This is a genomic window from Azospirillum sp. UFLA03-27, from assembly GCF_059803775.1.
Genome location: NZ_JAUQTX010000106.1, coordinates 1 through 20,614 on the forward strand (window position 1 = coordinate 1; position 20,614 = coordinate 20,614).

General features: G+C 69.1%; 19 protein-coding genes. 11 read left to right on the top strand and 8 right to left on the bottom strand.

Annotated elements, in window-relative coordinates; all coding sequences use genetic code 11:
• Positions 1 to 68: 68 nt before the first annotated feature.
• From Q4I23_RS16785 to Q4I23_RS16800, 4 genes are all read left to right on the top strand, one after another.
• On the top strand, positions 69 to 977 hold the full coding sequence (locus Q4I23_RS16785; protein WP_498526944.1) for an ABC transporter ATP-binding protein: 909 nt from the start codon (positions 69 to 71) through the stop codon (positions 975 to 977).
• Positions 977 to 1,684, top strand: a complete 708-nt coding sequence (locus tag Q4I23_RS16790) for an ABC transporter ATP-binding protein (protein WP_498526945.1) — start codon at positions 977 to 979, stop codon at positions 1,682 to 1,684. Before Q4I23_RS16785 ends, Q4I23_RS16790 begins: the two co-directional genes overlap by 1 nt.
• A gap of 148 nt (positions 1,685 to 1,832) precedes the next feature.
• Complete coding sequence (locus Q4I23_RS16795) at positions 1,833 to 3,041, top strand: hypothetical protein (RefSeq protein ID WP_498526946.1); 1,209 nt, start codon at positions 1,833 to 1,835, stop codon at positions 3,039 to 3,041.
• 151 nt (positions 3,042 to 3,192) lie between these two features.
• Positions 3,193 to 4,941 (top strand): chloride channel protein, encoded by a 1,749-nt coding sequence (locus Q4I23_RS16800; protein ID WP_498526947.1) that lies wholly within the window; start codon positions 3,193 to 3,195, stop codon positions 4,939 to 4,941.
• A gap of 24 nt (positions 4,942 to 4,965) precedes the next feature.
• Here the strand turns inward: Q4I23_RS16800 and ppk2 are convergent, their stop codons facing one another.
• Both ppk2 and Q4I23_RS16810 read right to left on the bottom strand, forming a co-directional pair.
• Complete coding sequence (ppk2, locus tag Q4I23_RS16805; protein ID WP_498526948.1) at positions 4,966 to 5,928, bottom strand: polyphosphate kinase 2; 963 nt, start codon at positions 5,926 to 5,928, stop codon at positions 4,966 to 4,968.
• A gap of 114 nt (positions 5,929 to 6,042) precedes the next feature.
• Positions 6,043 to 6,870, bottom strand: coding sequence for a polyphosphate kinase 2 family protein (locus tag Q4I23_RS16810; protein ID WP_454018079.1), 828 nt, complete (start codon positions 6,868 to 6,870; stop codon positions 6,043 to 6,045).
• A 230-nt stretch (positions 6,871 to 7,100) separates the two neighbouring features.
• Here Q4I23_RS16810 and Q4I23_RS16815 point away from each other — a divergent pair, with 230 nt between their 5' ends.
• Entirely contained in the window at positions 7,101 to 10,448 is a 3,348-nt protein-coding gene (locus Q4I23_RS16815; RefSeq protein WP_498526949.1) for a maltotransferase domain-containing protein, read from the top strand.
• 117 nt (positions 10,449 to 10,565) lie between these two features.
• Entirely contained in the window at positions 10,566 to 10,862 is a 297-nt protein-coding gene (locus Q4I23_RS16820) for a hypothetical protein (RefSeq protein WP_498526950.1), read from the top strand.
• 13 nt (positions 10,863 to 10,875) lie between these two features.
• On the opposite strand, the gene Q4I23_RS16825 is transcribed toward Q4I23_RS16820, so the two are convergent.
• On the bottom strand, positions 10,876 to 11,589 hold the full coding sequence (locus Q4I23_RS16825; protein ID WP_498526951.1) for an EAL domain-containing protein: 714 nt from the start codon (positions 11,587 to 11,589) through the stop codon (positions 10,876 to 10,878).
• A gap of 201 nt (positions 11,590 to 11,790) precedes the next feature.
• A complete protein-coding gene (locus Q4I23_RS16830; protein ID WP_498526952.1) occupies positions 11,791 to 14,109 on the bottom strand; it encodes a xanthine dehydrogenase family protein molybdopterin-binding subunit in 2,319 nt (772 codons plus the stop codon).
• Between the two features lie 154 nt (positions 14,110 to 14,263).
• Between Q4I23_RS16830 and Q4I23_RS16835 the strand changes: the two genes are divergently transcribed.
• From Q4I23_RS16835 to Q4I23_RS16845, 3 genes are all read left to right on the top strand, one after another.
• Positions 14,264 to 14,962 (top strand): SOS response-associated peptidase, encoded by a 699-nt coding sequence (locus Q4I23_RS16835; RefSeq protein ID WP_498526953.1) that lies wholly within the window; start codon positions 14,264 to 14,266, stop codon positions 14,960 to 14,962.
• Positions 14,963 to 15,089: 127 nt separating this feature from the next.
• Positions 15,090 to 15,491 carry a thermonuclease family protein gene (locus tag Q4I23_RS16840; RefSeq protein WP_038528531.1) on the top strand — a complete coding sequence of 134 codons (402 nt, stop codon included), beginning with the start codon at positions 15,090 to 15,092 and terminating at the stop codon, positions 15,489 to 15,491.
• 194 nt (positions 15,492 to 15,685) lie between these two features.
• Positions 15,686 to 16,465: a PhyR family response regulator anti-anti-sigma factor gene (locus Q4I23_RS16845; protein WP_035672802.1), complete on the top strand. Its 780-nt coding sequence runs from the start codon at positions 15,686 to 15,688 to the stop codon at positions 16,463 to 16,465.
• Positions 16,466 to 16,560: 95 nt separating this feature from the next.
• Here Q4I23_RS16845 and Q4I23_RS16850 read toward each other — a convergent pair whose 3' ends face one another.
• From Q4I23_RS16850 to Q4I23_RS16865, 4 genes are all read right to left on the bottom strand, one after another.
• Positions 16,561 to 16,818: a GlsB/YeaQ/YmgE family stress response membrane protein gene (locus Q4I23_RS16850; RefSeq protein WP_014240033.1), complete on the bottom strand. Its 258-nt coding sequence runs from the start codon at positions 16,816 to 16,818 to the stop codon at positions 16,561 to 16,563.
• 144 nt (positions 16,819 to 16,962) lie between these two features.
• Positions 16,963 to 17,619: a ribulose-phosphate 3-epimerase gene (gene rpe / locus Q4I23_RS16855; RefSeq protein WP_035672805.1), complete on the bottom strand. Its 657-nt coding sequence runs from the start codon at positions 17,617 to 17,619 to the stop codon at positions 16,963 to 16,965.
• A gap of 125 nt (positions 17,620 to 17,744) precedes the next feature.
• On the bottom strand, positions 17,745 to 18,164 hold the full coding sequence (locus tag Q4I23_RS16860; protein WP_498526954.1) for a winged helix-turn-helix domain-containing protein: 420 nt from the start codon (positions 18,162 to 18,164) through the stop codon (positions 17,745 to 17,747).
• A 139-nt stretch (positions 18,165 to 18,303) separates the two neighbouring features.
• On the bottom strand, positions 18,304 to 19,317 hold the full coding sequence (locus tag Q4I23_RS16865; protein ID WP_498526955.1) for a zinc-binding alcohol dehydrogenase family protein: 1,014 nt from the start codon (positions 19,315 to 19,317) through the stop codon (positions 18,304 to 18,306).
• 132 nt (positions 19,318 to 19,449) lie between these two features.
• On the opposite strand from Q4I23_RS16865, the gene Q4I23_RS16870 reads away from it, so the two are divergent.
• Both Q4I23_RS16870 and Q4I23_RS16875 read left to right on the top strand, forming a co-directional pair.
• Positions 19,450 to 19,827, top strand: coding sequence for a winged helix-turn-helix transcriptional regulator (locus tag Q4I23_RS16870; protein WP_454018089.1), 378 nt, complete (start codon positions 19,450 to 19,452; stop codon positions 19,825 to 19,827).
• The gene (locus Q4I23_RS16875) at positions 19,824 to 20,594 is read left to right on the top strand and encodes an NnrS family protein (protein WP_498526956.1); all 771 of its coding nucleotides are present in this window, start codon (positions 19,824 to 19,826) and stop codon (positions 20,592 to 20,594) included. Before Q4I23_RS16870 ends, Q4I23_RS16875 begins: the two co-directional genes overlap by 4 nt.
• Positions 20,595 to 20,614 lie beyond the last annotated feature (20 nt).

The window sequence follows — 20,614 nt, forward strand, 5'->3', positions numbered from 1 at the left end:
ACGAGATAGCTGTTATAGTCTCGTGGGCTCGGAGATGTGTATAAGAGACAGGGGCGATCCTGGGGGCGGTGCTGCTGCTCCACCTGCCGGAGTGGTTCCGCTTCCTGGAGCGCAGCTATCTGATCGTCTATGGGGTGGCGCTGCTCGCCACCATCGTGCTGGCCCCGCATGGGTTGACCGGCCTGCTCGATCGGCTGTTCCCGGCCCGCCCAGTGCTCTTGCCGAAGCCCAAAGCTCCGCCGGAAATGGCCATTCCGAATGGGCCTTTGCTGCGGGTGGACGGGTTGACCAAGGGCTTCGGAGGGGTGCGGGCGGTGGACGGCGTGTCGCTGACGCTGGAGGCCGGGACCATCACCGGGCTGATCGGCCCCAACGGCTCCGGCAAGACGACGCTGGTCAATCTGATCTCCGGCCTTGAGACGCCGGACGGCGGGCGGGTGCTGCTGGGCGGGACGGATCTCGCTGGAAAGCGGCCCGACCGCATCGCCCGCGCCGGGATCGCCCGCACCTTCCAGGCGGTCAGCCTGCCGGAGGGCGCCAGCGTCCTGGCCGCCGTGGCCGCGGCGCGGCTGGAGCGTGACGGCTCGATCGCCCAGGCCGAGGCCCATGCCCTGTGGGCGCTGGAGCGGCTGAGCGCGGCGGACCTCGCCGCCAAGCCCTGCGCCGGCTTGCCTGCGGCGCTGCGCCGCCGGGTGGAACTGGCTCGCGCGCTCGCCCGCCAGCCTGCCGTCCTGTTGCTCGACGAACCGGCGGCGGGGCTGACCGACGGGGAGAAGGCGGAACTGGCCGGTCACCTGCGCGCCATCGCCGCCACCGGCACCGCGCTTCTGGTGGTGGAGCACGACATGGGCTTCCTGCTGCCCCTCGCCGGTCATGTGTTGTGCCTGGACCAGGGGGGCCCGCTCTACGCCGGCCCGCCGGAGGGCGTGCGGAACGATCCTGCCGTGATCGCCGCCTATCTGGGGGAGGGGGCGTGATGAATGCACCCCTGCTGCATGTCGAAGGGCTGACCGCCGGCTATGGCGGGGCGGTGGCGGTGGACCGGCTGTCGCTGTCCGTGGCGGCGGGGGAGGCCGTGGCCTTGCTGGGCGCCAACGGGGCGGGCAAGTCGACGCTGCTCAAGGCCATCCTGGGCCTCGTCCCGGCGACCGGCGGGCGTGTCTGGCTGGCTGGGGAGGAGATCGGCACCCTCGCCCCGGAACGGCGGGTGCGTCGCGGGCTGGGCTATGTGCCGGAAGGGCGGCGCGTCTTCCCCGGCATGAGCGTGCGCGACAATCTGGAGGTGGCGAGCCGGCTGGGCCGGGCCGAGCGCGCCCGCGACCTGGAGCGCGCCTTCGCCCTGTTCCCAGCGCTGGAGGGCAAGGCGGAGGAACGGGCGTGGCGTCTGTCCGGCGGGCAGCAGCAGATGCTGGCGGTGGGCCGCGCGCTGATGGGCCGCCCGCGGGTCCTGCTGCTCGACGAGCCGTCGCTCGGCCTGTCGCCCAAGCTGGCGGGGGAGGTCTTCGCCGCCGTCCGCGCCATTGCCGCGACCGGAACGGCGGTTCTGGTCGCCGAGCAGAGCGCCGCCCGCGCCATGTCCGCCGCCGGGCGCGTTGTCCTGCTACGGCTCGGCCGGGCGGTGCATGACGGGCCGGTGGAAACCCTTCCGGCCGACGCGCTGCGGGACGCCTTTCTAGGCGGCTGATTTCAGTGCGGAGGGTGGCGCCGGACGCAATTCGGCATTGCGGCAACAGGCCGGGATCTTTGTCGTGACTTTCTCGTCTTGCGCTTGCCGATCCCAAACGGCGGGGCTAGCTTCCGGCGTCGCACCGCCCGTAAGGATTACCTCTGCCATGCTGGACAAAGCCGTCGCTGTTGCACTCTCCTCCCTTCTTCTGCTGGGCGCCGCCGCCGCCCACGCCGATGGGGCGCAGGTGGCGGAGCTGGTCCCCGTGAACCCGCCGACCATGTATTACCCGGCACCGTCCTCCGGACCCGCGCCGACGCCCCGCACCGTCGCTCCTTCGGCGCCGTCGGCTCCGGCCGCCGCCGATCCGAATGAAAAGACCGGGCCGGCCGAGCTTGAGGACGGCTGGGAAGGCGGCCCGTCGCGCGACCGGGATGGCAAGTTCGCCTATTGCGCCATCGAGGGCCGCTTCGACACCGGCCATGTCCTGATGATCGCGCGCAACGTCAAGGGCGAGGTCAACCTGGGCATGGGCATCCCGGGCGCCGAGTTGCCTAACGGCGAGCAGTGGAAGGTCAAGGTCGTGGTGGATGGCAAGCTGACGCGCGAACGGCGCGCGCTGGCGCCCAAGCCGGACATGCTGGTCATCCCCAACGGCAAGGACGAGGAGCTTTACACCGCCCTGATGAACGGCAAGGAGGTGGTCTTCGCCTCCGACGCCGACCGCATGGCCTTCGCGCTGAAGGGCACCAAGAAGGTGCTCACCGACCTGAAGACCTGCGTGGACAAGGCCGGCGCCGTTCCGCCCATCGACACCCGCACCAAGAAGGTCGCGACCCGCCCCGACGAACTGCCGGAAGGGCTGGCCGACCTGCTGAAGGCGGCCGGCGTGCGCGACGTCAAGCGCGTGTCGCTGGAAAACGTGCCGAAGGGCGAGCGTCCCGCCGACATGGCTTGGCGCATCGGCCCGATCGTCGGCGGCATCCGCGAGCGGATGGTGGAAGAAGGGTCCAAGCTGGAGGATCTGTCCGCCGGCTATGTCGACGCGATGAAGAAGCGCTGCGAGGGCGGCACGCCGACCGCGTCGCTGAGCGCCGTCGAGGACCTGCCCGGCCTGATGCTGCGCACCGGCTCGGTCGATTGCGCGCTGAAGGAGGGCAAGATGCACGTCTCGTTGACCTTCTTCCTGTCGCCCGGCCGCCTGTTCACCATCCTGTTCCACGAGGCGCAGGAGGCCGACATCGGGCTGGCCGACAAGGTGCGCGACAATCTGGCGGAGGTGCTGCGCCGCCTCGCCGTCAACCCGCCCGCCGCCCAGCCTTCGGCTCAGCCGTCCAGCGCCTCTCCGGCTGCGGCCCAGACGGGCAAGCCCTAAAGGGTTAGGGCCGCGCCGCGCGGTTGACGGCGCGGAGGCAGGGCACACATTGACCGGCATGCCGGATGACATGACGGGAATCCGGGGCGCCGCGGGGGAAGCGGCCGGCGCCCTGACCAGAGCACGAAACCCCGGCCGGCGGTTCCTCAGGGTGCTGACACGGCGGAGCCTGCGCGACAGCGTGCTGGGCGTGCTGATGCTCGCCGGGGCCATCGGCGCCGGGGTCGGGCTGGCCGTGGCCCTGCTGCACGAGGCCGTGGTCTGGACGCAGTCCTTCGTCTTCTCGGTGGAGCATGGGCAGGATCTGGGCGAGGCCGCGCTGGCCGACCCCTGGCGGACCCTGCTGGTCCCCGCAGTCGGCGGCCTGCTGCTCGGCGTGATGGTGAAGCTGGTGCGGCGCTGGCGCTCCAACGACATCGTCGACCCCGTCGAGGCGAACGCGCTCTACGGCGGCAAGATGTCCCTGATCGACAGCCTGCGCCTGACGCTCGCGACCCTGCTGTCCAACGGCTCCGGTGCGTCGGTGGGGATGGAGGCGGCCTACACCCAGGCGGGGGCGGGCATCGCTTCGACGCTCGGGCAGAAGCTCCGTCTGCGGCGGGCGGACCTGCGCACGCTGGTCGGCTGCGGGGCGGCGGCGGCCATTTCCGCCGCCTATGGCGCGCCGCTGGCTGGCGCCTTCTACGCTTTCGAGCTGGTCATGGGCGGCTACACCATCGCCACGCTGGCCCCGATCGGGGCAGCCTCGGTCGCCGCGGTGGCGGTGGCCCATTGGCTGACCGACCCGTCCCCGGCCCTGTTCTTCGGCCGCCCGGTGGCGGTGGAGGGCTGGGACTATGTCGCCTGCGGGGTCCTCGGCTTCCTGGCGGGCTGGCTCAGCATCCTCGCCATGCAGGCGGTGACGGTGGCCGAGCGGGGCTTCCGCGCCTTGCCCATCCCCGTCTGGGGGCGCCCGGCGCTGGGCGGCCTCGCCCTGGGCGCGCTGGCTCTGGCGGTGCCGCAGGTGCTGGGCGCCGGACCCGGCGCCGACCCGTCGCAATTGGCCCGCGGGCTGGAGGCCATGGCGGTCCTGCTGGTCGCCAAGATCGTCGCGTCGGCCCTGTCACTCGGTTCCGGGTTCCGCGGCGGTCTGTTCAGCGCCTCGCTGCTTCTCGGCGGGTTGTTCGGTGGCCTGGCCTATGGGGTGGTCGAGCTGCTGGTGCCGGGGCTGGGGCTCGACCGGATGCTGCTGGTGCTGGCCGGAATGGGTGCGGTGGCGGCGGGCATCATCGGCGCGCCGGTCACCATGGTGCTTCTGGTGCTGGAGGCGACGCAGGACTTCTGGGCGGCGTCCGGCGTGCTGATCGGCGTGGTGGTGTCGACCACCGTGGTCCGGCAGGCCTTCGGCTACTCCTTCGCGACGTGGCGCTTCCACCTGCGCGGCGTGCCGATCCGCGGCGCCTACGACGTCGGCTGGGTGTCGGAGCTGACGGCGATGCGGCTGATGCGCGGCGACGTGAAGACGATCCTGACCACCCAGACCCTGGACACGCTGCGCCGCCTGCACCCGCTGGGCGCCGCCAAGACCGTCTTCGCGGTGGAGCCGGACGGCTCCTACGCCGGCATCATCGACATGGGCGCCGTGCACGACCCGTCGCTCGGTGACGAGGACGCGAAGACGCCGGTGGGCGAGCTGGCCAAGCACGCCGACGACTTCCTGCGGCCGGGCGACGACGTGCGCAGCGTGCTCCAGCGCTTCTGCAGCGCCGAGGTGGAGGCCCTGCCGGTCGTGACGTCGTCCACCGACCGCCGGATCGTCGGCTACGTCACCGAGGCTTACGCCCTGCGCCGCTACAGCCAGGAGCTGGAGCGGCAGCGCGGCGAGGAGCTGGGCGAACGCAGCCTGTACGGGCGGGACTGACCGCCCGTTCGGTGGCGGTGACGGTCAGTACACCTCCGGCACCCAGTTCTGCTTCGACTTCTTCGGCCGCTTGTAGCCGTCGTCGCTCTGCCGCGGCGGCAGGTCCAGCTCGACCGGGGCAATATCCTGATAGGGGATCTGTTGCAGCAGATGGCTGATGCAGTTCAGCCGCGCCTTCTTCTTGTCGTCGGCGTCGACGATGTACCAGGGCGTCAGCTTCTTGTCGGTGTGCTCCAGCATGGCGTCCTTGGCCTTGGAATACTCGACCCAGTGCTTGCGCGATTCGAGGTCCATCGGGCTGAGCTTCCAGCGCTTGATCGGGTTGCGCATCCGCTCGGTGAAGCGCTTCTCCTGCTCCTCGTCGCTGACCGAGAACCAGTACTTGATCAGGATGATGCCCGACTGGACCAGCATCTCCTCGAACAATGGGCAGGCGCGCAGGAACTCCTGGTACTCCGCGTCGGTGCAGAAGCCCATGACATGCTCGACGCCGGCGCGGTTGTACCAGCTGCGGTCGAACAGGACGATCTCACCCTTGGCGGGAAGCTGCGCCACGTAGCGCTGGAAGTACCATTGCCCGCGCTCCTTCTCGGTCGGCGTGCCGAGCGCCACGATCCGGCAGACGCGGGGGTTGAGGCTCTCGGTGATGCGCTTGATGACGCCGCCCTTGCCGGCGGCGTCGCGCCCCTCGAACAGCACGCAGACCTTCAGGCCGTTGACCCGCACCCATTCCTGCAGCTTGATCAGCTCGAACTGCAGCCGGGCCAGTTCGTCGATGTACTTGACCTTCTTGCCGCCCTTCGACGGCTTGCCGCCGCCCAGCTCGCGCCAGTGGGATTCGATGGCCGCGACCTCCTTGGCGTCGCGCAGCACCTCGCCGCCGGTGGCCGGCACCCCGAGGCCGAGGTCCTTCAGCTTCAGCGCCTTGCGCTTCTTCCGCGGCTTTTCCTCCGCCCCGGCCCCGGCACCCGTCTTGACCTCGTCCATCGAACGCACCCTGCTTATTGTTTTACCCGCCAACCAACGCTAGGAGATGCCGGCGCGTCAGGCAACCGCCTGCGCGCTCACCGCGACGAAGTGACCGGGGGCAGGGGCCTGTTTTCAGTCCTTCCCGTTGCCGTCGAAGGTCAGATGCACGCCCAGAACCTCCGCGGCGATCCGGGCGACGGTCAGGTCGATGGGCGGCGGCGCGACGTTGACGCCGCGGCTCAGCGCCTCCGTCACGATCTCCATCACCTTCAGGCGGGCGTGCCATTTCGAGTTGGCGGGAACCGCCTGCCAGGGCGCCGTCTCGGTCGAGGTCTTCTCGAACATCGCCTCGATGGCCTTGCTGTAGTCGTCCCAGCGGGCGCGGTTGCGCAGATCCTCCTCGGTCAGCTTCCAGCGCTTGTAGGGGTTGCTCAGCCGCTCGCGGAAGCGGTTGAGCTGCTCGTCGGGCGTGATGTGCATGAAGATCTTGATGATGCGGACCCCGTCGTCGGTCAGCATCTTTTCGAACTGGTTGATCTCGTCGTAGGCGCGCTTCCACTGCTCCTTGTCGGCGAAGCCCTCCACCCGCTCCACCAGCACGCGGCCGTACCAGGAGCGGTCGAAGATGGCGAAGGTGCCGGGGGCGGGCAGCTTGGTCCAGAAGCGGTAGAGGTAGTGCTTGCCCTGCTCGTCCGCCGTCGGGGCGCCGATCGGCCAGACGTGGAAGCCGCGGGGGTCGAGCGGTTCGGTCAGGCGGCGGATGCAGCCGCCCTTGCCGGCGGCGTCCCAACCCTCGAACACCAGGATGGCGCGGCGCTTCTCGTGCCAGTAGGTCTGCTGGATGTGCAGCAGGTCCTTCTGGAGTTTGGCGAGGCGGCGTTCGTAGTCGTCCTTGCTGCCGATGCCCTCCGCCGTCATATCGAGCTTGTCGAGACGGATCTTGCCGTTTCCGTTGCCCATGCACGCACCTTTCGAAATGTCTGGCCCAAGTTTCAGATTTCGGAACCTTCGCGCTTCGCAGGGGTTGAGCGCGTGCGCCCCGCAGGGCGCGCGTTGCAACCTCGCGATGGTCCTTCCGGTGATGGTCCTTCGGCCGGTGACGGTCTTCTGGACGATCCACGGGAGGCGCCACGCTTGTCAACCAGCGGCGACCGGCTGGCGTGCCGCTGCCGACCAGGAGGAATTCCCCGATGGCCACCGCCGGACCGCGCATCTACAACCTGTTTCCCACGCTCGTCGGCCCGATGCGCGACTGGGCCGGGCATCTGCCCCGCATCCAGGGGATGGGCTTCGACTGGCTGTTCCTGAATCCGATCCATTACCCGGGCTTCTCCGGCAGCCTCTACGCCGTGAAGGATTATTACCGGCTGCACGACCGCATCCAGGGCGGCGCGCCGGAGCATCCGGACGAGCTGCTGCGCGGCTTCATCGCCGAGGCGGGGCGGCACGGCCAGTCGGTGATGCTCGACCTCGTCATCAACCACACGGCCAAGGACGCGATCCTGGTCGGCGAGCATCCGGACTGGTACCGGCGCGACGCCAACGGCGACCTTTACAGCCCGCGGGCCGTCGACCCGGTGGACCCGTCGCGGGTCACTATCTGGGGCGACCTCGCTATGCTCGATTATGAGCGGGCCGATGTGCGGGCGGGGCTGACCGACTATTGGACGCGGTACCTGCGCCATTGCATCGGGCTGGGCGTGAAGGGCTTCCGCTGCGACGCCGCCTACCAGATCCCGGCGGAGGTGTGGAAGACGCTGATCGACCGCTCCCGCGCGGCCGATCCGAAGGTGAAGTTCTTCGCCGAGACGCTGGGTTGCACGGTGGAGCAGGTGCGCGACCTGTGCGGGGCGGGTTTCGACTTCCTGTTCAACAGCGCCAAATGGTGGGACTTCAAGTCCGACTGGCTGCTCGACCAGTATGACGAGTTCCGCTGGATCGCCCCCTCCATCGCCTTCCCGGAAAGCCACGACACCGACCGTCTGGCGGCCGAGGTCGGCAGCCAGGACACAGAGCGGCTGGCCGCCCAGCTGAAGATGCACTACCTGTTCGCCGCCTCCTTCTCGACCGGCGTGATGATGCCGGTGGGGTACGAGTACGGCTTCACCCGCAAGCTGGACGTGGTGAGCACCACGCCGGACGATTGGGAGGACCCGAAGCTCGACCTGACCGGCTTCATCGGGGCGGTCAATGCCATGAAGGCGGACAGCCCGGCGCTGAACGTCGAAGGGCCGCAGCGGCGCGTCACCTCTCCCCACAATCCGGTGATCGGGCTGATCCGCGACACCGGCGGCTGGGCCAACGGGAGCGGAGAGGGTTGCAACGTCCTGCTCATCAACCCGGACGAGAACCAGCCGCACGCCATCGACCCCGGCCCGCTGCTGGCCAGCAGCGGTGGCGGTTTCGCCGATTTCGAGGACGTGACCCCTGAGGCCGAGCCGCTGCCCTTCGAGCCGGGCCGCGATCTGCGCCTGCGCCCGCTGGAGATGCGCGTCTTCCGCGCCCGCCCGGCGCAGAGCCGCCCCATCGAGCTGAACCATCTGGGCGAGCGCGGGGCGGAGCATGACGCCGGCACCCGCGCCTGGATGGACGAGCTGGCCTCCCGCCGCGTCACCATCGAAAACGTCTATCCGGAGTTGGACGGCGGTCGTTTCCCGGTGAAGCGGGTGGTCGGCGACGTGATGGAGGTGTGGGCGGACATCTACACCGACGGCACCTTCGTCCTCGGTGCCGCCGTCACCTACCGCCCGGTCGACGAGGAGGAATGGCGCGAGGTGCCCATGACCTTCGTCGACAACGACCGCTGGGTGGGCAAGCTGCCGCTGACCCGCAACACGCGCTACCAATACAGCATCCTGGCGTGGCGCGACGTCTGGGAGAGCTGGCGCGCCGACTTCAAGAAGAAGCACGACGTCGGGATGGACGTGAGCCTGGAACTGATCGAAGGCCGCCGCTTCGTCGAGCACGCGGTCGGGCAGAATGAAGGAGAGGGCCGCGCCGCGCTGGAGCGGGTGGTGGAGCGGATGACCAGCCTCCATGGGCCGGAGCTGATCGCCTACGCCCTGTCGGACGAACCGCGCCACGCCATGGCGAAGTATGGCGAGCGGCAATATCTGTCCCGCTACGGCTGCGACCTGGAGGTCTATGTGGACCGCACCGCGGCCCGCTACTCCGCGTGGTTCGAGATCTTCCCGCGCTCGGCCTCGCCGGACCCGTCGCGGCCCGGTACCTTTGACGACGTGTCGACGATGCTGCCCTTCATCCGGGGCATGGGCTTCGACGTGCTGTACTTCCCGCCGATCCACCCGATCGGGCGCAGCTTCCGCAAGGGACGCAACAACACGCTGAACCCCGGCCCGAACGATCCCGGCGTACCCTACGCCATCGGCGCGACGGAGGGCGGGCACGCCGACATCGACCCGATGATCGGCGACTTCGACGGCTTCCGCCGTCTGGTCAAGGAGGCGCGGCGGCACGGCATCGAGATCGCTCTGGACTTCGCCGTCCAGTGCTCCCCCGACCATCCCTGGATCAAGTCGCATCCGCAATGGTTCTACTGGCGCCCCGACGGCACGATCCGCTACGCCGAGAACCCGCCGAAGAAGTACCAGGACATCGTCAACGTCAGCTTCTACCGCGAGGCCTATCCGGACCTGTGGTATGCGCTGCGCGACGTCGTGCTGTTCTGGTGCGACGAGGGGGTGCGCATCTTCCGCGTCGACAACCCGCACACCAAGCCCTTCCCCTTCTGGGAATGGATGATCCGCGAGGTGCAGGACCGCTTCCCCGACGCGCTGTTCCTGGCCGAGGCCTTCACCCGGCCCAAGCTGATGCGGCGGCTTGCGAAGATCGGCTTCACCCAGTCCTACAGCTACTTCACATGGCGTAACACCAAGGCGGAACTGACCGAGTATCTGACGGAGCTGACCCAGGGCGAGTCCAAGGACTACATGCAGCCCAACTTCTTCGCCAACACGCCGGACATCCTGCCGCCGATCCTGGTCCATGGCGGGCGGCCCGCCCACATGATGCGCGCCGTGCTGGCTGGCACCTTGTCGGGCGTCTACGGTCTCTACGCCCCGTATTTCGTCTGCGAAGCCGACCCCTATCCGGGCAAGGAGGAGTACAACCACTCCGAAAAATACGAGATCCGGCACTGGGACTGGAACAAGCCTGGCAACATCGTCGATTACGTCACCCGGCTGAACAAGATACGCGCGGAGAACCCGGCGCTCCATAAGTTCACGAACCTGAAATTCTACAACGCCTACGACGACAACATCCTGCTCTACGGCAAGATGACCGACAGCAAGGACAACGTCATCCTGATCGCGGTGAACCTCGACCCGCACAACGGCCATGGCGGCACCATCGAGGTTCCGCTGTGGGAACTGGGGCTGGACGACGGCGCCCATGTCCAGGTGGAGGATCTGTTCACCGGCCAGCGCTTCACCTGGATCGGCAAGTTCCAGCATGTCTGGCTCGATCCGCAGCAGAACCCGGCGGCGATCTGGCGCATCCGTCCGCCGGGGCGGTGACGGGAAGGGGGCGCGTAGAGCCCCCCTACACCACCAACCCACCGAAACGCTGGCGTTCCCGCCCAACCCAAGCTAGAACCGCGCCGGTCCGTGACGGTTCTTCCTTGTGAGGGACGGGTGCAGTACCGACTCGACGACGAGGCGTCCCTGTGTTCGATCGACATCCTGGCTCAGGCGGTCGAGCGCATCTGCGTCAAAGGCGTGCTGGAGTTGCGCATGCTGCGCAACGCGCTCCGCGAGGCGGCCACAAGCCCGACCCCCGACACGGTGAAGTTCGCCTTTGCCATGTTCTCGCGGGTGGACCGCGACTATCGCCGCCTGATCGCGCACGAGGCGCTGACCCTCGCGACCGAGCAACGGGGGCGTTACGCCGCCCCCCGGCCGCGGGCGGTGCGCCGCCCGCGGATGCTGTGATCGGCCACTGTTCTCAGGCCACCGCCGGTTCGAAATCCATGGCGGGTGACACCAGCCGTTCCACCGCCGGGCGGGCGAACAGATAGCCCTGCATCAGCGTGATCCCCAGATCGCGCAGCGCCTTTGCCTCGCCGGGCGTTTCGATGCCCTCGGCCACCGGGGTGATGCCGAGATCGCGGCACACGGTGAGGATCGCGCCGACGATGCTGCGGCGGGTGCGGTCGGTGTCGATCGAGCGTGTCAGTTCCATGTCCAGCTTGATGATGTCCGGCTGGAACTCGGCGAGCAGGTTCAGGCCGGAGTAGCCGGACCCGAAATCGTCGATGGCGGTGTGGAAGCCCTGGCGCTTGTATTCGGTGAAGATCGACTTCAGATGAGCGCCGTCGACGACCCGCTCATTCTCCGTCACCTCGAAGATGATGCGCTCCGGCGGGAAGCCGGTACGCTTGGCGGCGGCGAGCGTGGCGCGGATGCAGGCTTCGGGCTGATAGACGGCGTTGGGCAGGAAGTTGATCGACAGCCGGGTGTCGGGTTGCTGGTCCATGCCGAGGCTGGCGGCCAGCTCGATGGCCTTGACCCGACAGGCCTGGTCGAAGGCGTAGCGGTTGGCCTCGGTCACTTGGCCCAGCACCCAGCCGGCCCCCTGACCGTCAAGGCCACGCACCAGCGCCTCGTGCGCCCACGGACGCCCGCCGCCGCCGACATCGACGATCGGCTGGAAAGCCATGGTGAAATCGAACCCCAAACCCTCGGTGCATTGCCCGCCGCACCCGCCGACCCTGATCCGCTCCGCCGTCATGCCCGTTTCTTTCGTGGGGTGATTCTATGTTAATTCATTATAGCATCTATATTGTCTCAAATTTGTTCAACGCAAGGTGTGACATCGGGTCTGGAAATAGGGCCTATGACGTCGTTACTCCGTTCTTCGTTATTCCGCAGCGGCTTTACTATGCGTTTGGATCGTGGTCCATACGGACAGCGGGGTCGCCGGCATGTCGATGTGCTCGATTCCATAGTCGGAGAGCGCGTCCACCAGGGCGTTGATGACCGCGGGCGGTGCGCCGATGGCCCCGGCCTCGCCGGCGCCCTTCATGCCCAGCGCGTTGGTGGTGCTGGGCACGCAATTCAGCTTGATGCGGATGTCCGGCACATCCACCGCGCGCGGCATCTGGTAGTCCATGAAGGAGCCACTGAGCAGCTGGCCGCTGTCCGGGTCGAAGACCACCCGCTCCTGAAGCGCCTGCCCGATGCCCTGGGCGACGCCGCCATGGACCTGACCCATGACCAGCAGCGGGTTCACCACCGTGCCGAAATCGTCGACGACGGTGTAGCCGACGACCTCGACCACCCCGGTGTCGGGATCGACCTCGACCTCCGCCACATGGCAGCCGTTGGGGAAGGTGTTGGCCGGCGGGGTCCAGCGGGCCACCTCGGTGAAGGCGATGGGGTCTTGCGCGGCGGCTTTGGCGGCCACCTCCTTGAAGGAGACGCTGCGGTCGGTGCCGACGACGCTGAAGCGGCCCTCGACGAACTCAACGTCCACCGCGGCGGTCTCCAGCAGATCGGCGGCGACCTCGGTCGCCTTGGTCACCACGCGTGCCGCCCCCTCGGCCAGGGCCGCCCCGCCCACCGGGACGGAGCGGGAACCGCCGGTGCCGGCCCCCCAGGACACGCGGTCGGTGTCGCCCTGCACGACCTCCACATCCTCCGGCGGGACGCCCAGCCGGTCGGCGATGATCTGCTTGTAGGCGGTCTCGTGGCCCTGGCCGTTGGTCTGGGTGCCGATCATCAGGACGATGCGCCCGTCGCCGTTGACCTGCACCGTCGCCTGCTCCGCGCCGCCGCCCGCGCAGGCCTCGATGTAAGTGGCGATCCCGGCCCCGCGCAGCTTCCCGCGCGCCTTCGCCGCCGCCTTGCGGGCGGGCAGGCCGGCGTGGTCGGACAGCTCCAGCCCGTCGCGCAGATTCTGCTCGAACTCGCCGGTGTCGTAGGTCTGGCCCATCGGGGTGGCGTAGGGCATGGCGGCGGGCGGGATGAAGTTGCGCCGCCGGATCTCCGCCGGGCCGAGGCCGGTGACGCGCCCGGCATGGTCGATCAGCCGCTCCAGCAGATAGGCCGCCTCCGGACGACCGGCGCCGCGGTAGGCATCCACCGGCTGAGTGTTGGTGAAGACGCCCTTGACCCGCACATAAACCGCCGGCGTGGTGTAGGAGCCGACGAGCATCGCCGACCCGGCGTCGGTCGGGATGAAGGGGCCGTAGTTCGACAGGTAGGCCCCCAGGTTGGCGACGGTGTCCACCCGCAGCCCGAGGAAGCGCCCGTCGCCGTCCAGCGCCAGCCGGGCGCGGCTGACATGGTCGCGCCCGTGGTCGTCGCTGAGGAAGCCCTCCGTCCGCTCCGCCGCCCACTTCACCGGCCGGTTCAGGCGGCGCGCGGCGAACAGGCAAACCATGTATTCCGGGTAGTTGAACAGCTTCATGCCGAAGCCGCCGCCAACGTCGGTGGTGATGACGCGGAATTTCTCCTCCGGCAGGCCGAACAGTTGGGCGAACTGCTTGCGCAGCCCGTGCACGCCCTGGCTGGTGACGTAAATGACCAGCCGGCCGGTCTCCGCCTCCACCGCGGCGAGGCAAGCGCGGCCCTCCATCGGGTTGGCGACGACGCGGTTGTTGACGATCTCCAACTCCACCACGCGGGCGGCCTTGGCAATCGCCGACTCCACCGCCTCTTCCTGGCCCTGCTCCCAGTCGAAGCAGAGGTTGCCCGGCGCCTCGTCCCACACCTGCGGGCGGCCCGCTTCCAGAGCCTCCGCCGTGCCGGCGATGGCGGGCCGGTCGTCGTAATCGACCATCACCAACTCCGCAGCGTCGCGGGCGGCATCCAGCGTTTCGGCCACAACCGCGGCGACCGGATCGCCGACGTGACGCACGCGTCCCTTGGCCAGCGCCGGGCGGGGCGGGGCGACGTAGGGCGAGCCGTCGCGCTGGGTCAGCGCCGCGGCGCAGGGAATCGGCTGGACGCCGTCCGCCTCCAGGTCGGCGACTGTGAAGACGCCGAGCACCCCCGGCTGCGCCGCCGCCTCCGCCGCGTCGATCCCGCGGATGTCGGCGTGGGCGTGGGGGGAGCGCACGAAGACCGCGTAGGTCTGGCCGGGAAGCGACACGTCGTCGGTGTAGCGCCCGCCGCCGGTCAGCAGGCGCGCGTCTTCGGTGCGGGGGACCGGCTGGCCGATGCCGAACTTCATCATGGGGCGGGGTCTTTCCTGTTGCGCGGGCCTGTCGCGTGGAGAAACACCCGGAGAAGATAGGCGGAGCCTTGGCCGGCGAAAACCCTCGGTTGGGCATAAGCCGGCGGTGGCGTGGGGGCTCCGGGCCACCTATTCTTAGGCCATGTGCGGACGCATGATACTCGCCACGCCGGCCGTGGAGGTTCAGCGGCTGTTCGGCTTCCCCGAACTGCCGAACCTCCAGCCCCGCTGGAACGTGGCCCCCACCCAGCCGGTGCCCGCCGTGCGGCGGGAGGAGGATGGGCGCCATCTGGTGACCCTGCGCTGGGGCCTCGTGCCCTTCTGGGCGGACGACCCGTCCATCGGGGCGCGGCTGATCAACGCGCGCGGGGAGACGCTGGCCGAGAAGCCATCCTTCCGGGAGGCGTTCCGCAAGCGGCGCTGCCTGGTTCCCGTGGACGGTTTCTATGAGTGGAAGGCCGAGCGCAAGCGCAAGCAGGGCTACGCCATCCGCCGCCGCGACCGCGCGCCCTTCGCCTTCGCCGGCCTGTGGGAGCGCTGGAACGGCCCGAAGGGCGGCCCGGCCCCCGCGGAGCCCTTGGAGACGCTGACCATCGTCACCACCACGGCGAACGCGGTGCTGAAGCCGCTGCACGAGCGCATGCCGGTGATCCTCGACGAGACGAGCTGGGACCTGTGGCTGGACCCCGCCGCCCCGCTGCCGATGCTGGAGGGGCTTCTGAAGCCGGCGCCCGACGCGCTGCTGGAGGCCCATCCGGTGGGACCGCGCGTCAACAACGTGCGCAACGACGACGAGGCGTGCGCGGCTCCCTTGGACGATGCACCGCCCGATGACGCGCCGACCTTGTTCTGACTGGCTCGCTCCTTTGGTGGCGATTCTTCTCATCGGCTCAACCGGAACGGTGTATGCCCAGGGAGGGACGACCAAAGGCAAGGTCGCCAACACCCCCAATGAAACGTTAAAAGGACAGGGTGTCGCCATGGAGGGCGATACGCTGTCCATCAAGGGTGCACCGGTTCGCCTCATGGGGATCGACGCCCCCGACGTCGGGCAGAAATGCCGGAACCGTTACGGGCATGAGCTGGACTGCTTCCGCATCGCCACCGCGGTGCTGGCCAGCCTGATCAAGGACCAGGAGGTGACCTGCACCATCGCCGAACGCGACCGCAACGGCCAGCAACTGGGCGAATGCCGGGTTCTCGGCGTCGATCTGGGGGCGGCCATGGTGGCGCGCGGCTGGGCCTTCGCCTACCGCAGCCTGTCGCCGGCCTACGCCTCCAGCGAGGCCTTCGCGCAGAGCCGCCGGCTCGGCCTGTGGGCGGGGCAGGTGGAGAAGCCCTGGCAATGGCGGTCCCGCCAACAGCGGGAGCAGGCGCGGTAGGCCCAGCGATGCGGTTCGGCCATGTGGCCTCTGCCAACGGGGGAAGGGGGACTCGGCCTTTTTTTCGGTTCGCCCTCCTTGGGGGGCGTGATAGTGTTTCAGAGTGTTAACAAGTTATGAATCAAGCCGACCGGCCAGCGCCCCTCGGTGCCGAAGGCCGGAAGGACCCACCCACCGGCGCGGAAGAACGGGTCATGCGAGTCTACGCACGCCAGCTTTACGATCATCTCCCCTACCTGCGCCGCTACGCGCGTGCGCTGACCGGAGCGACCGAACGCGGTGACGATCTCGTGACGCGCTGCGTCGAGGTCGCCGTGATGGCCCCGTCCCGCTTCGGACTGGAAGCCGGGGCGCGGGTGCCGCTCTATGCCCTGCTGAATCTGCTGTTCGACGAGGACGGGGACGGGCTGCCGACCCCGTCGCCGCACCCCATCGAACGGGCGCTGGCGTCCCTGCCGGAAGGCGAGCGGCGCATGTATCTGCTGATCACGCTGGAGGGGCTGACGGTTCCCGAAGCCGCCCAGGTGCTGCAGATCCCCGCGCCGGAGGGTCAGGACCGGCTGACCGTCGCCCGCGACAAGGTGCGCAACGCCCTGACCCAGCGGGTCCTGGTGGTCGAGGACAACCCGATCCTGGCGATGGAGATCGGCTCGCTGGTCACCGACATGGGCCACGTCGTCTGCGGCACCGCCAACAACGAGCAGGAGGCCCTGGAACTGCTGGAGGCCGAGAAGCCGACGCTGGCCCTGCTCGACGTCCGGCTGGCCGATGGCGGCAGCGGGGTCGAGGTCGCCCGCCGGCTGCGCCAGAAGCGCGCCATGCGGACCATTTTTGTCACGGCCTTCGACGGCGACTTGGAGGAGGCGGACGCCCGCCATCTCGGCCAGATCGTCCGCAAGCCCTTCACCAACGAGGCGATCCAGGCGGCGATCTCCCGCGCGGTCTTCATGCCGAGCCCGGTGGCCCTGGCGTAACAACTGCGGTCCGGTGATCTGCAGTCCGGATGGAAAAGCGAAAGGGCGGCCCCGTCGGGCCGCCCTTTGCGTGTGCGGTGTGGTGTGCCGCAGTCTCAGACGGTGGTCCGGCGCCCGGCGATCATGCGGTAGATGGCCAGGATGATGATGGCGCCGACGATGGCGCCGATGAAGCCGGCCCCTTCGCCCGCCCGGTACCAGCCCACGGCCTCGCCCAGATAGGTGGCGACGAAGGCACCCGCGATGCCGAGCAGCGTGGTGATGATGAAGCCGCCCGGATCACGGCCCGGCATCAGGAACTTGGCGACGATGCCGGCCAGGAAGCCGATGATGATCGTCCACAGAATACCCATAACCTCTCTCCCTCCAGTATCGATGTCCTCGATCCCACGCAGCCATAACGCCCAGAACGGCGTTTGGTTCTGCCCGAAGGAGGACCCTCTTGCGGATAAACCCACCTGGAGCATGGCCGGGAGGGAGGAGGGCAGGGCCGGAGATCAGCTCCGCAGGGCGCGGATGTTGGCGGCGTAGCGGTCCGGCCCGCCGGTGAAGGTGGCGGTTCCGGCGACCAGAACGTCGGCGCCCGCCTCGATGGCGATGCGGGCGGTCTCGCCGTTGATCCCGCCGTCCACCTGGAGGTCGATGGGCTTGCCCAGCGCGTCGATGCGGCGGCGCAGCTCATGGATCTTGGGAAGCTGGTTGGCGATGAAGCTCTGCCCGCCGAAGCCGGGGTTGACCGTCATGACCAGAACGAGATCGAGGTCTTCGAGCAAATAGTCGACGGCCTCCAGCGGGGTGGCCGGGTTCAGCGACAGGCCGGCCTTCTTGCCCAGCGACTTGATGAGCTGGATGGTGCGGTGGACGTGCGCGCCGGCCTCCGGATGGACGGTGATGATGTCGGCGCCGGCGTCCGCGAAGGCGGCGATGTAGGGGTCCACCGGGGAGATCATCAGATGCACGTCGAAGGGCTTCGCCGTGTGCGGGCGCAGCGCCTTCACCACCGCCGGGCCGATGGTGATGTTGGGAACGAAATGGCCGTCCATCACGTCGATGTGGATGTAGTCGGCGCCCGCCGCATCGATGGCGCGCACTTCCTCGCCCAGCCGGGCGAAATCGGCGGAGAGGATGGACGGGGCGATCTTGACCGGGCGCATGGCGGACATCCTTGGCGTGAACGGTGCAGGGAAGGGTGGTGGAAAATCCGCCTTCCCATACCACGGCTCCTCCGTCGCCCCAACCCCTCTCGCCGTTCCGGCCCTCTCGCCGTCCGGAGGAACCGTCAGGCCGGCTTGCAGCCGGGCTTCAGCCCCGGATCGCCGGAGAAGCTCCCGTCGTCCGCCGGGTCGCTTCCCGCGCCATACCCGGCGTTGAGCATCCCCTCCAGCGCCTCCAGCCGGGAGGTGGCGGCGGCGAAGGTGTCGCGCTCGACCGCGCGGTAGTGCCCGATCACCCGTTCGCCGAAGGCAGTCAGCGCGGTCCCGCCGCCATGCTTGCCGCCCACCGCGGCGGAGACCACCGGTTCGGCGAAGATGCGGTTGAGGTCGTCGACCAGCAGCCAGGCACGGCGGTAGGACATGTTCAGCGTCCGCGCAGCCGCGGAGATGGAACCGGTGTCCCGGATCCGCTCCAGCAGCATGATCTTGCCCGGCCCGACCGAGCCGCCGGTGTCGAAGTCGATGCGGATGCGCAAGCGGGTCATGGCGCCATCCAAGACGCACCGGTCTCTCCGGCCCGCTTTCGGCCTCCGAGCCATCTCACCCCGGCCATGCGCGCTCCTCCGCTCCGCGTCCTTTTGGGCGGGAGACTGACCGTCCCCCGCCCAAAAGGCAAGGCGCGGATCAGAAGCCGGCCAGCACGATCTTGCCCTTGGCCCGCCCGCTTTCGAGCAGGGCGTGGGCGCGCGTCAGATTGGCGGCGTTGATGATGCCGAACGTCTCGGCCAGCGTCGTGCGGACGGTGCCGGCGTCGACGAGGCGCGACAGCTCGCTGAGCAGAGCGTGCTGGGCGGCGATGTCGGTGGTGCCGAACACCGGCCGGGTGAACATGAACTCCCAATGCAGCGACACGCTCTTACGCTTCAGCACCATGACGTCCAACCCCGCCGGGTCGTCGATCAGCGCGACGCGGCCCTGCGGGGCGATCAGGGCGGCGATCTCCGGCAGATGGGCGCCGGTGTCGTTGGTCGAGAAGACGAAGGCCGGGGCGCCGATGCCCAGCGCCTCCACCTGGGCGGCCAGCGGCTTCCGGTGGTCGATGACGTGATGGGCGCCCAGGTCACGGCACCAGACCTGCGTCTCCTCGCGGGACGCGGTGGCGATGACCGTCAGGTCGGTCAGCTGCCGGGCGAGCTGGATGGCGATGGAGCCGACGCCGCCGGCCCCGCCGACGATCAGGATGGCGTTCGCCGCCCCCGGCACCGGGCGCCGCACGTCCAGCCGGTCGAACATGGCTTCCCACGCGGTGATGCTGGTCAGCGGCAGGGCGGCGGCCTGGGCGAAGTCGAGGCTGGCCGGCTTCGGCCCGACGATGCGCTCGTCCACCAGATGGAATTCGGCGTTGGTGCCGTCGCGGTCGATGGTCCCGGCGTAGAAGACGGCGTCGCCCGGCTTGAACAGCGTGGCCTGCGGCCCGGCGGCGACCACGACACCGGCGGCGTCCCAGCCCAGCACCTTCATGGCGCCCGGTGCGGGCGGCATGTTGCGGCGGACCTTGGTGTCCACGGGGTTGACCGAGACGGCCTTGATCTCAACCAGCAGGTCGCGGCCCTGGGGCTCGGGGCGGGGGCGCTCGACGTCGATCAGGGCGTCGGGGGCGTCGATGGGCAGGGATTGGGTGAAGGCGACGGCGCGCATGGCCTCAAGTCCTTGTACTTGTTGTTGCGTGCTTGTTGCGGTGGGTTGTGCTCTGCCGACAGACTTGCGCCTTGCAGCACCGACGCGCAAGAATGCACATGAAACGCACATAGTGTCGAAAAGGATACCGTCATGGCCCGCGTTCCCCACGCCAATCTGGACTGCTCGCCGGGCTGCCCGGTGGAGGGCGTGCTCGCTCTCATCGGCGGGAAGTGGAAAGGGCTGATCCTTTACCATCTGCTGGACGGCACGCTGCGCTTCAACGAAATCCGCCGCCGCGTGCCGAACGTCACCCAGCGCATGCTGACCACCCAGCTCCGCGAGCTGGAAGCGGACGGGCTGCTGGTCCGCACCGTCTATGCGGAGGTGCCGCCGCGTGTCGAATACAGCCTGTCGCCGCGCGGGCGGAGCCTGGAGCCGATCATCCTGGCGCTGAAGGCCTGGGGCGAGGAGCATCTGCGGCCCACCGCCGTGGTTTCTGACGCCGCTTCCGCCGTCGTCGCGGCATGAGCGCCTTCGTCCCGCCGCCCCCGCAACGTCCCTGGGGGCACCGCCTGTTCTTCCCCGCCGCCGCCCTTTACGGGGCGCTCAGCGTGCCGCTGTGGGTGGCCGGCTATTTCGGCTGGCTCGGCATCGGCTGGACCCCGGCGCTGCACGCGCACGAGATGCTGATGGGCTACGCGCTGGCGGTGGTCGGCGGCTTCCTGCTGACGCGCCCGTCCGGGATGGCGCTGGCCGTCGCCTTCGCCGCGTGGCTGGCCGGGCGGTTGGCGGTGCTGGGCGGCCTGCCGCCGGAGGTCGCGGCACCGCTGGCGCTGGCCTATCCGGTGGCGCTCTTCGTGATCGCTGGCGTGCCCTTCCTGCGCGCCGCCAAGAGCGGCCACAACATGCTGTTCGGCCCGGTGATCGGCGCCTTCGCGTTGGCCGAGGCGCTGGTCTGGTGGGGCGGTGACGGCGGGCGGACGGGCGCGCTGTTTGCGCTTCATCTCGTCGGCATTCTGATGCTGGTGATGGGCGGGCGCATCATCCCGTCGGCCACGGCGGGGGAGGTCCGCAAGCAGGGCGGGACGCTGGTGGAGCGGGTGCAGCCGCGCCTGGAATGGGCCGGCGTCGCCGGGGCGGTGCTGGCCGCCCTGACCGTGGCCGCCGGGTTCCCGTCCGGCCCGCTGGCCTGGATCGGGGCGGCGGGCGCGGCGCTGGCCGGGGTGACCGCCTGGGCGCGTCTGGCGCGCTGGCGGACGGGCGCCGTGCTGAAGCTGTCTCTTATACACATCTGACGCTGCCGACGATTATACGC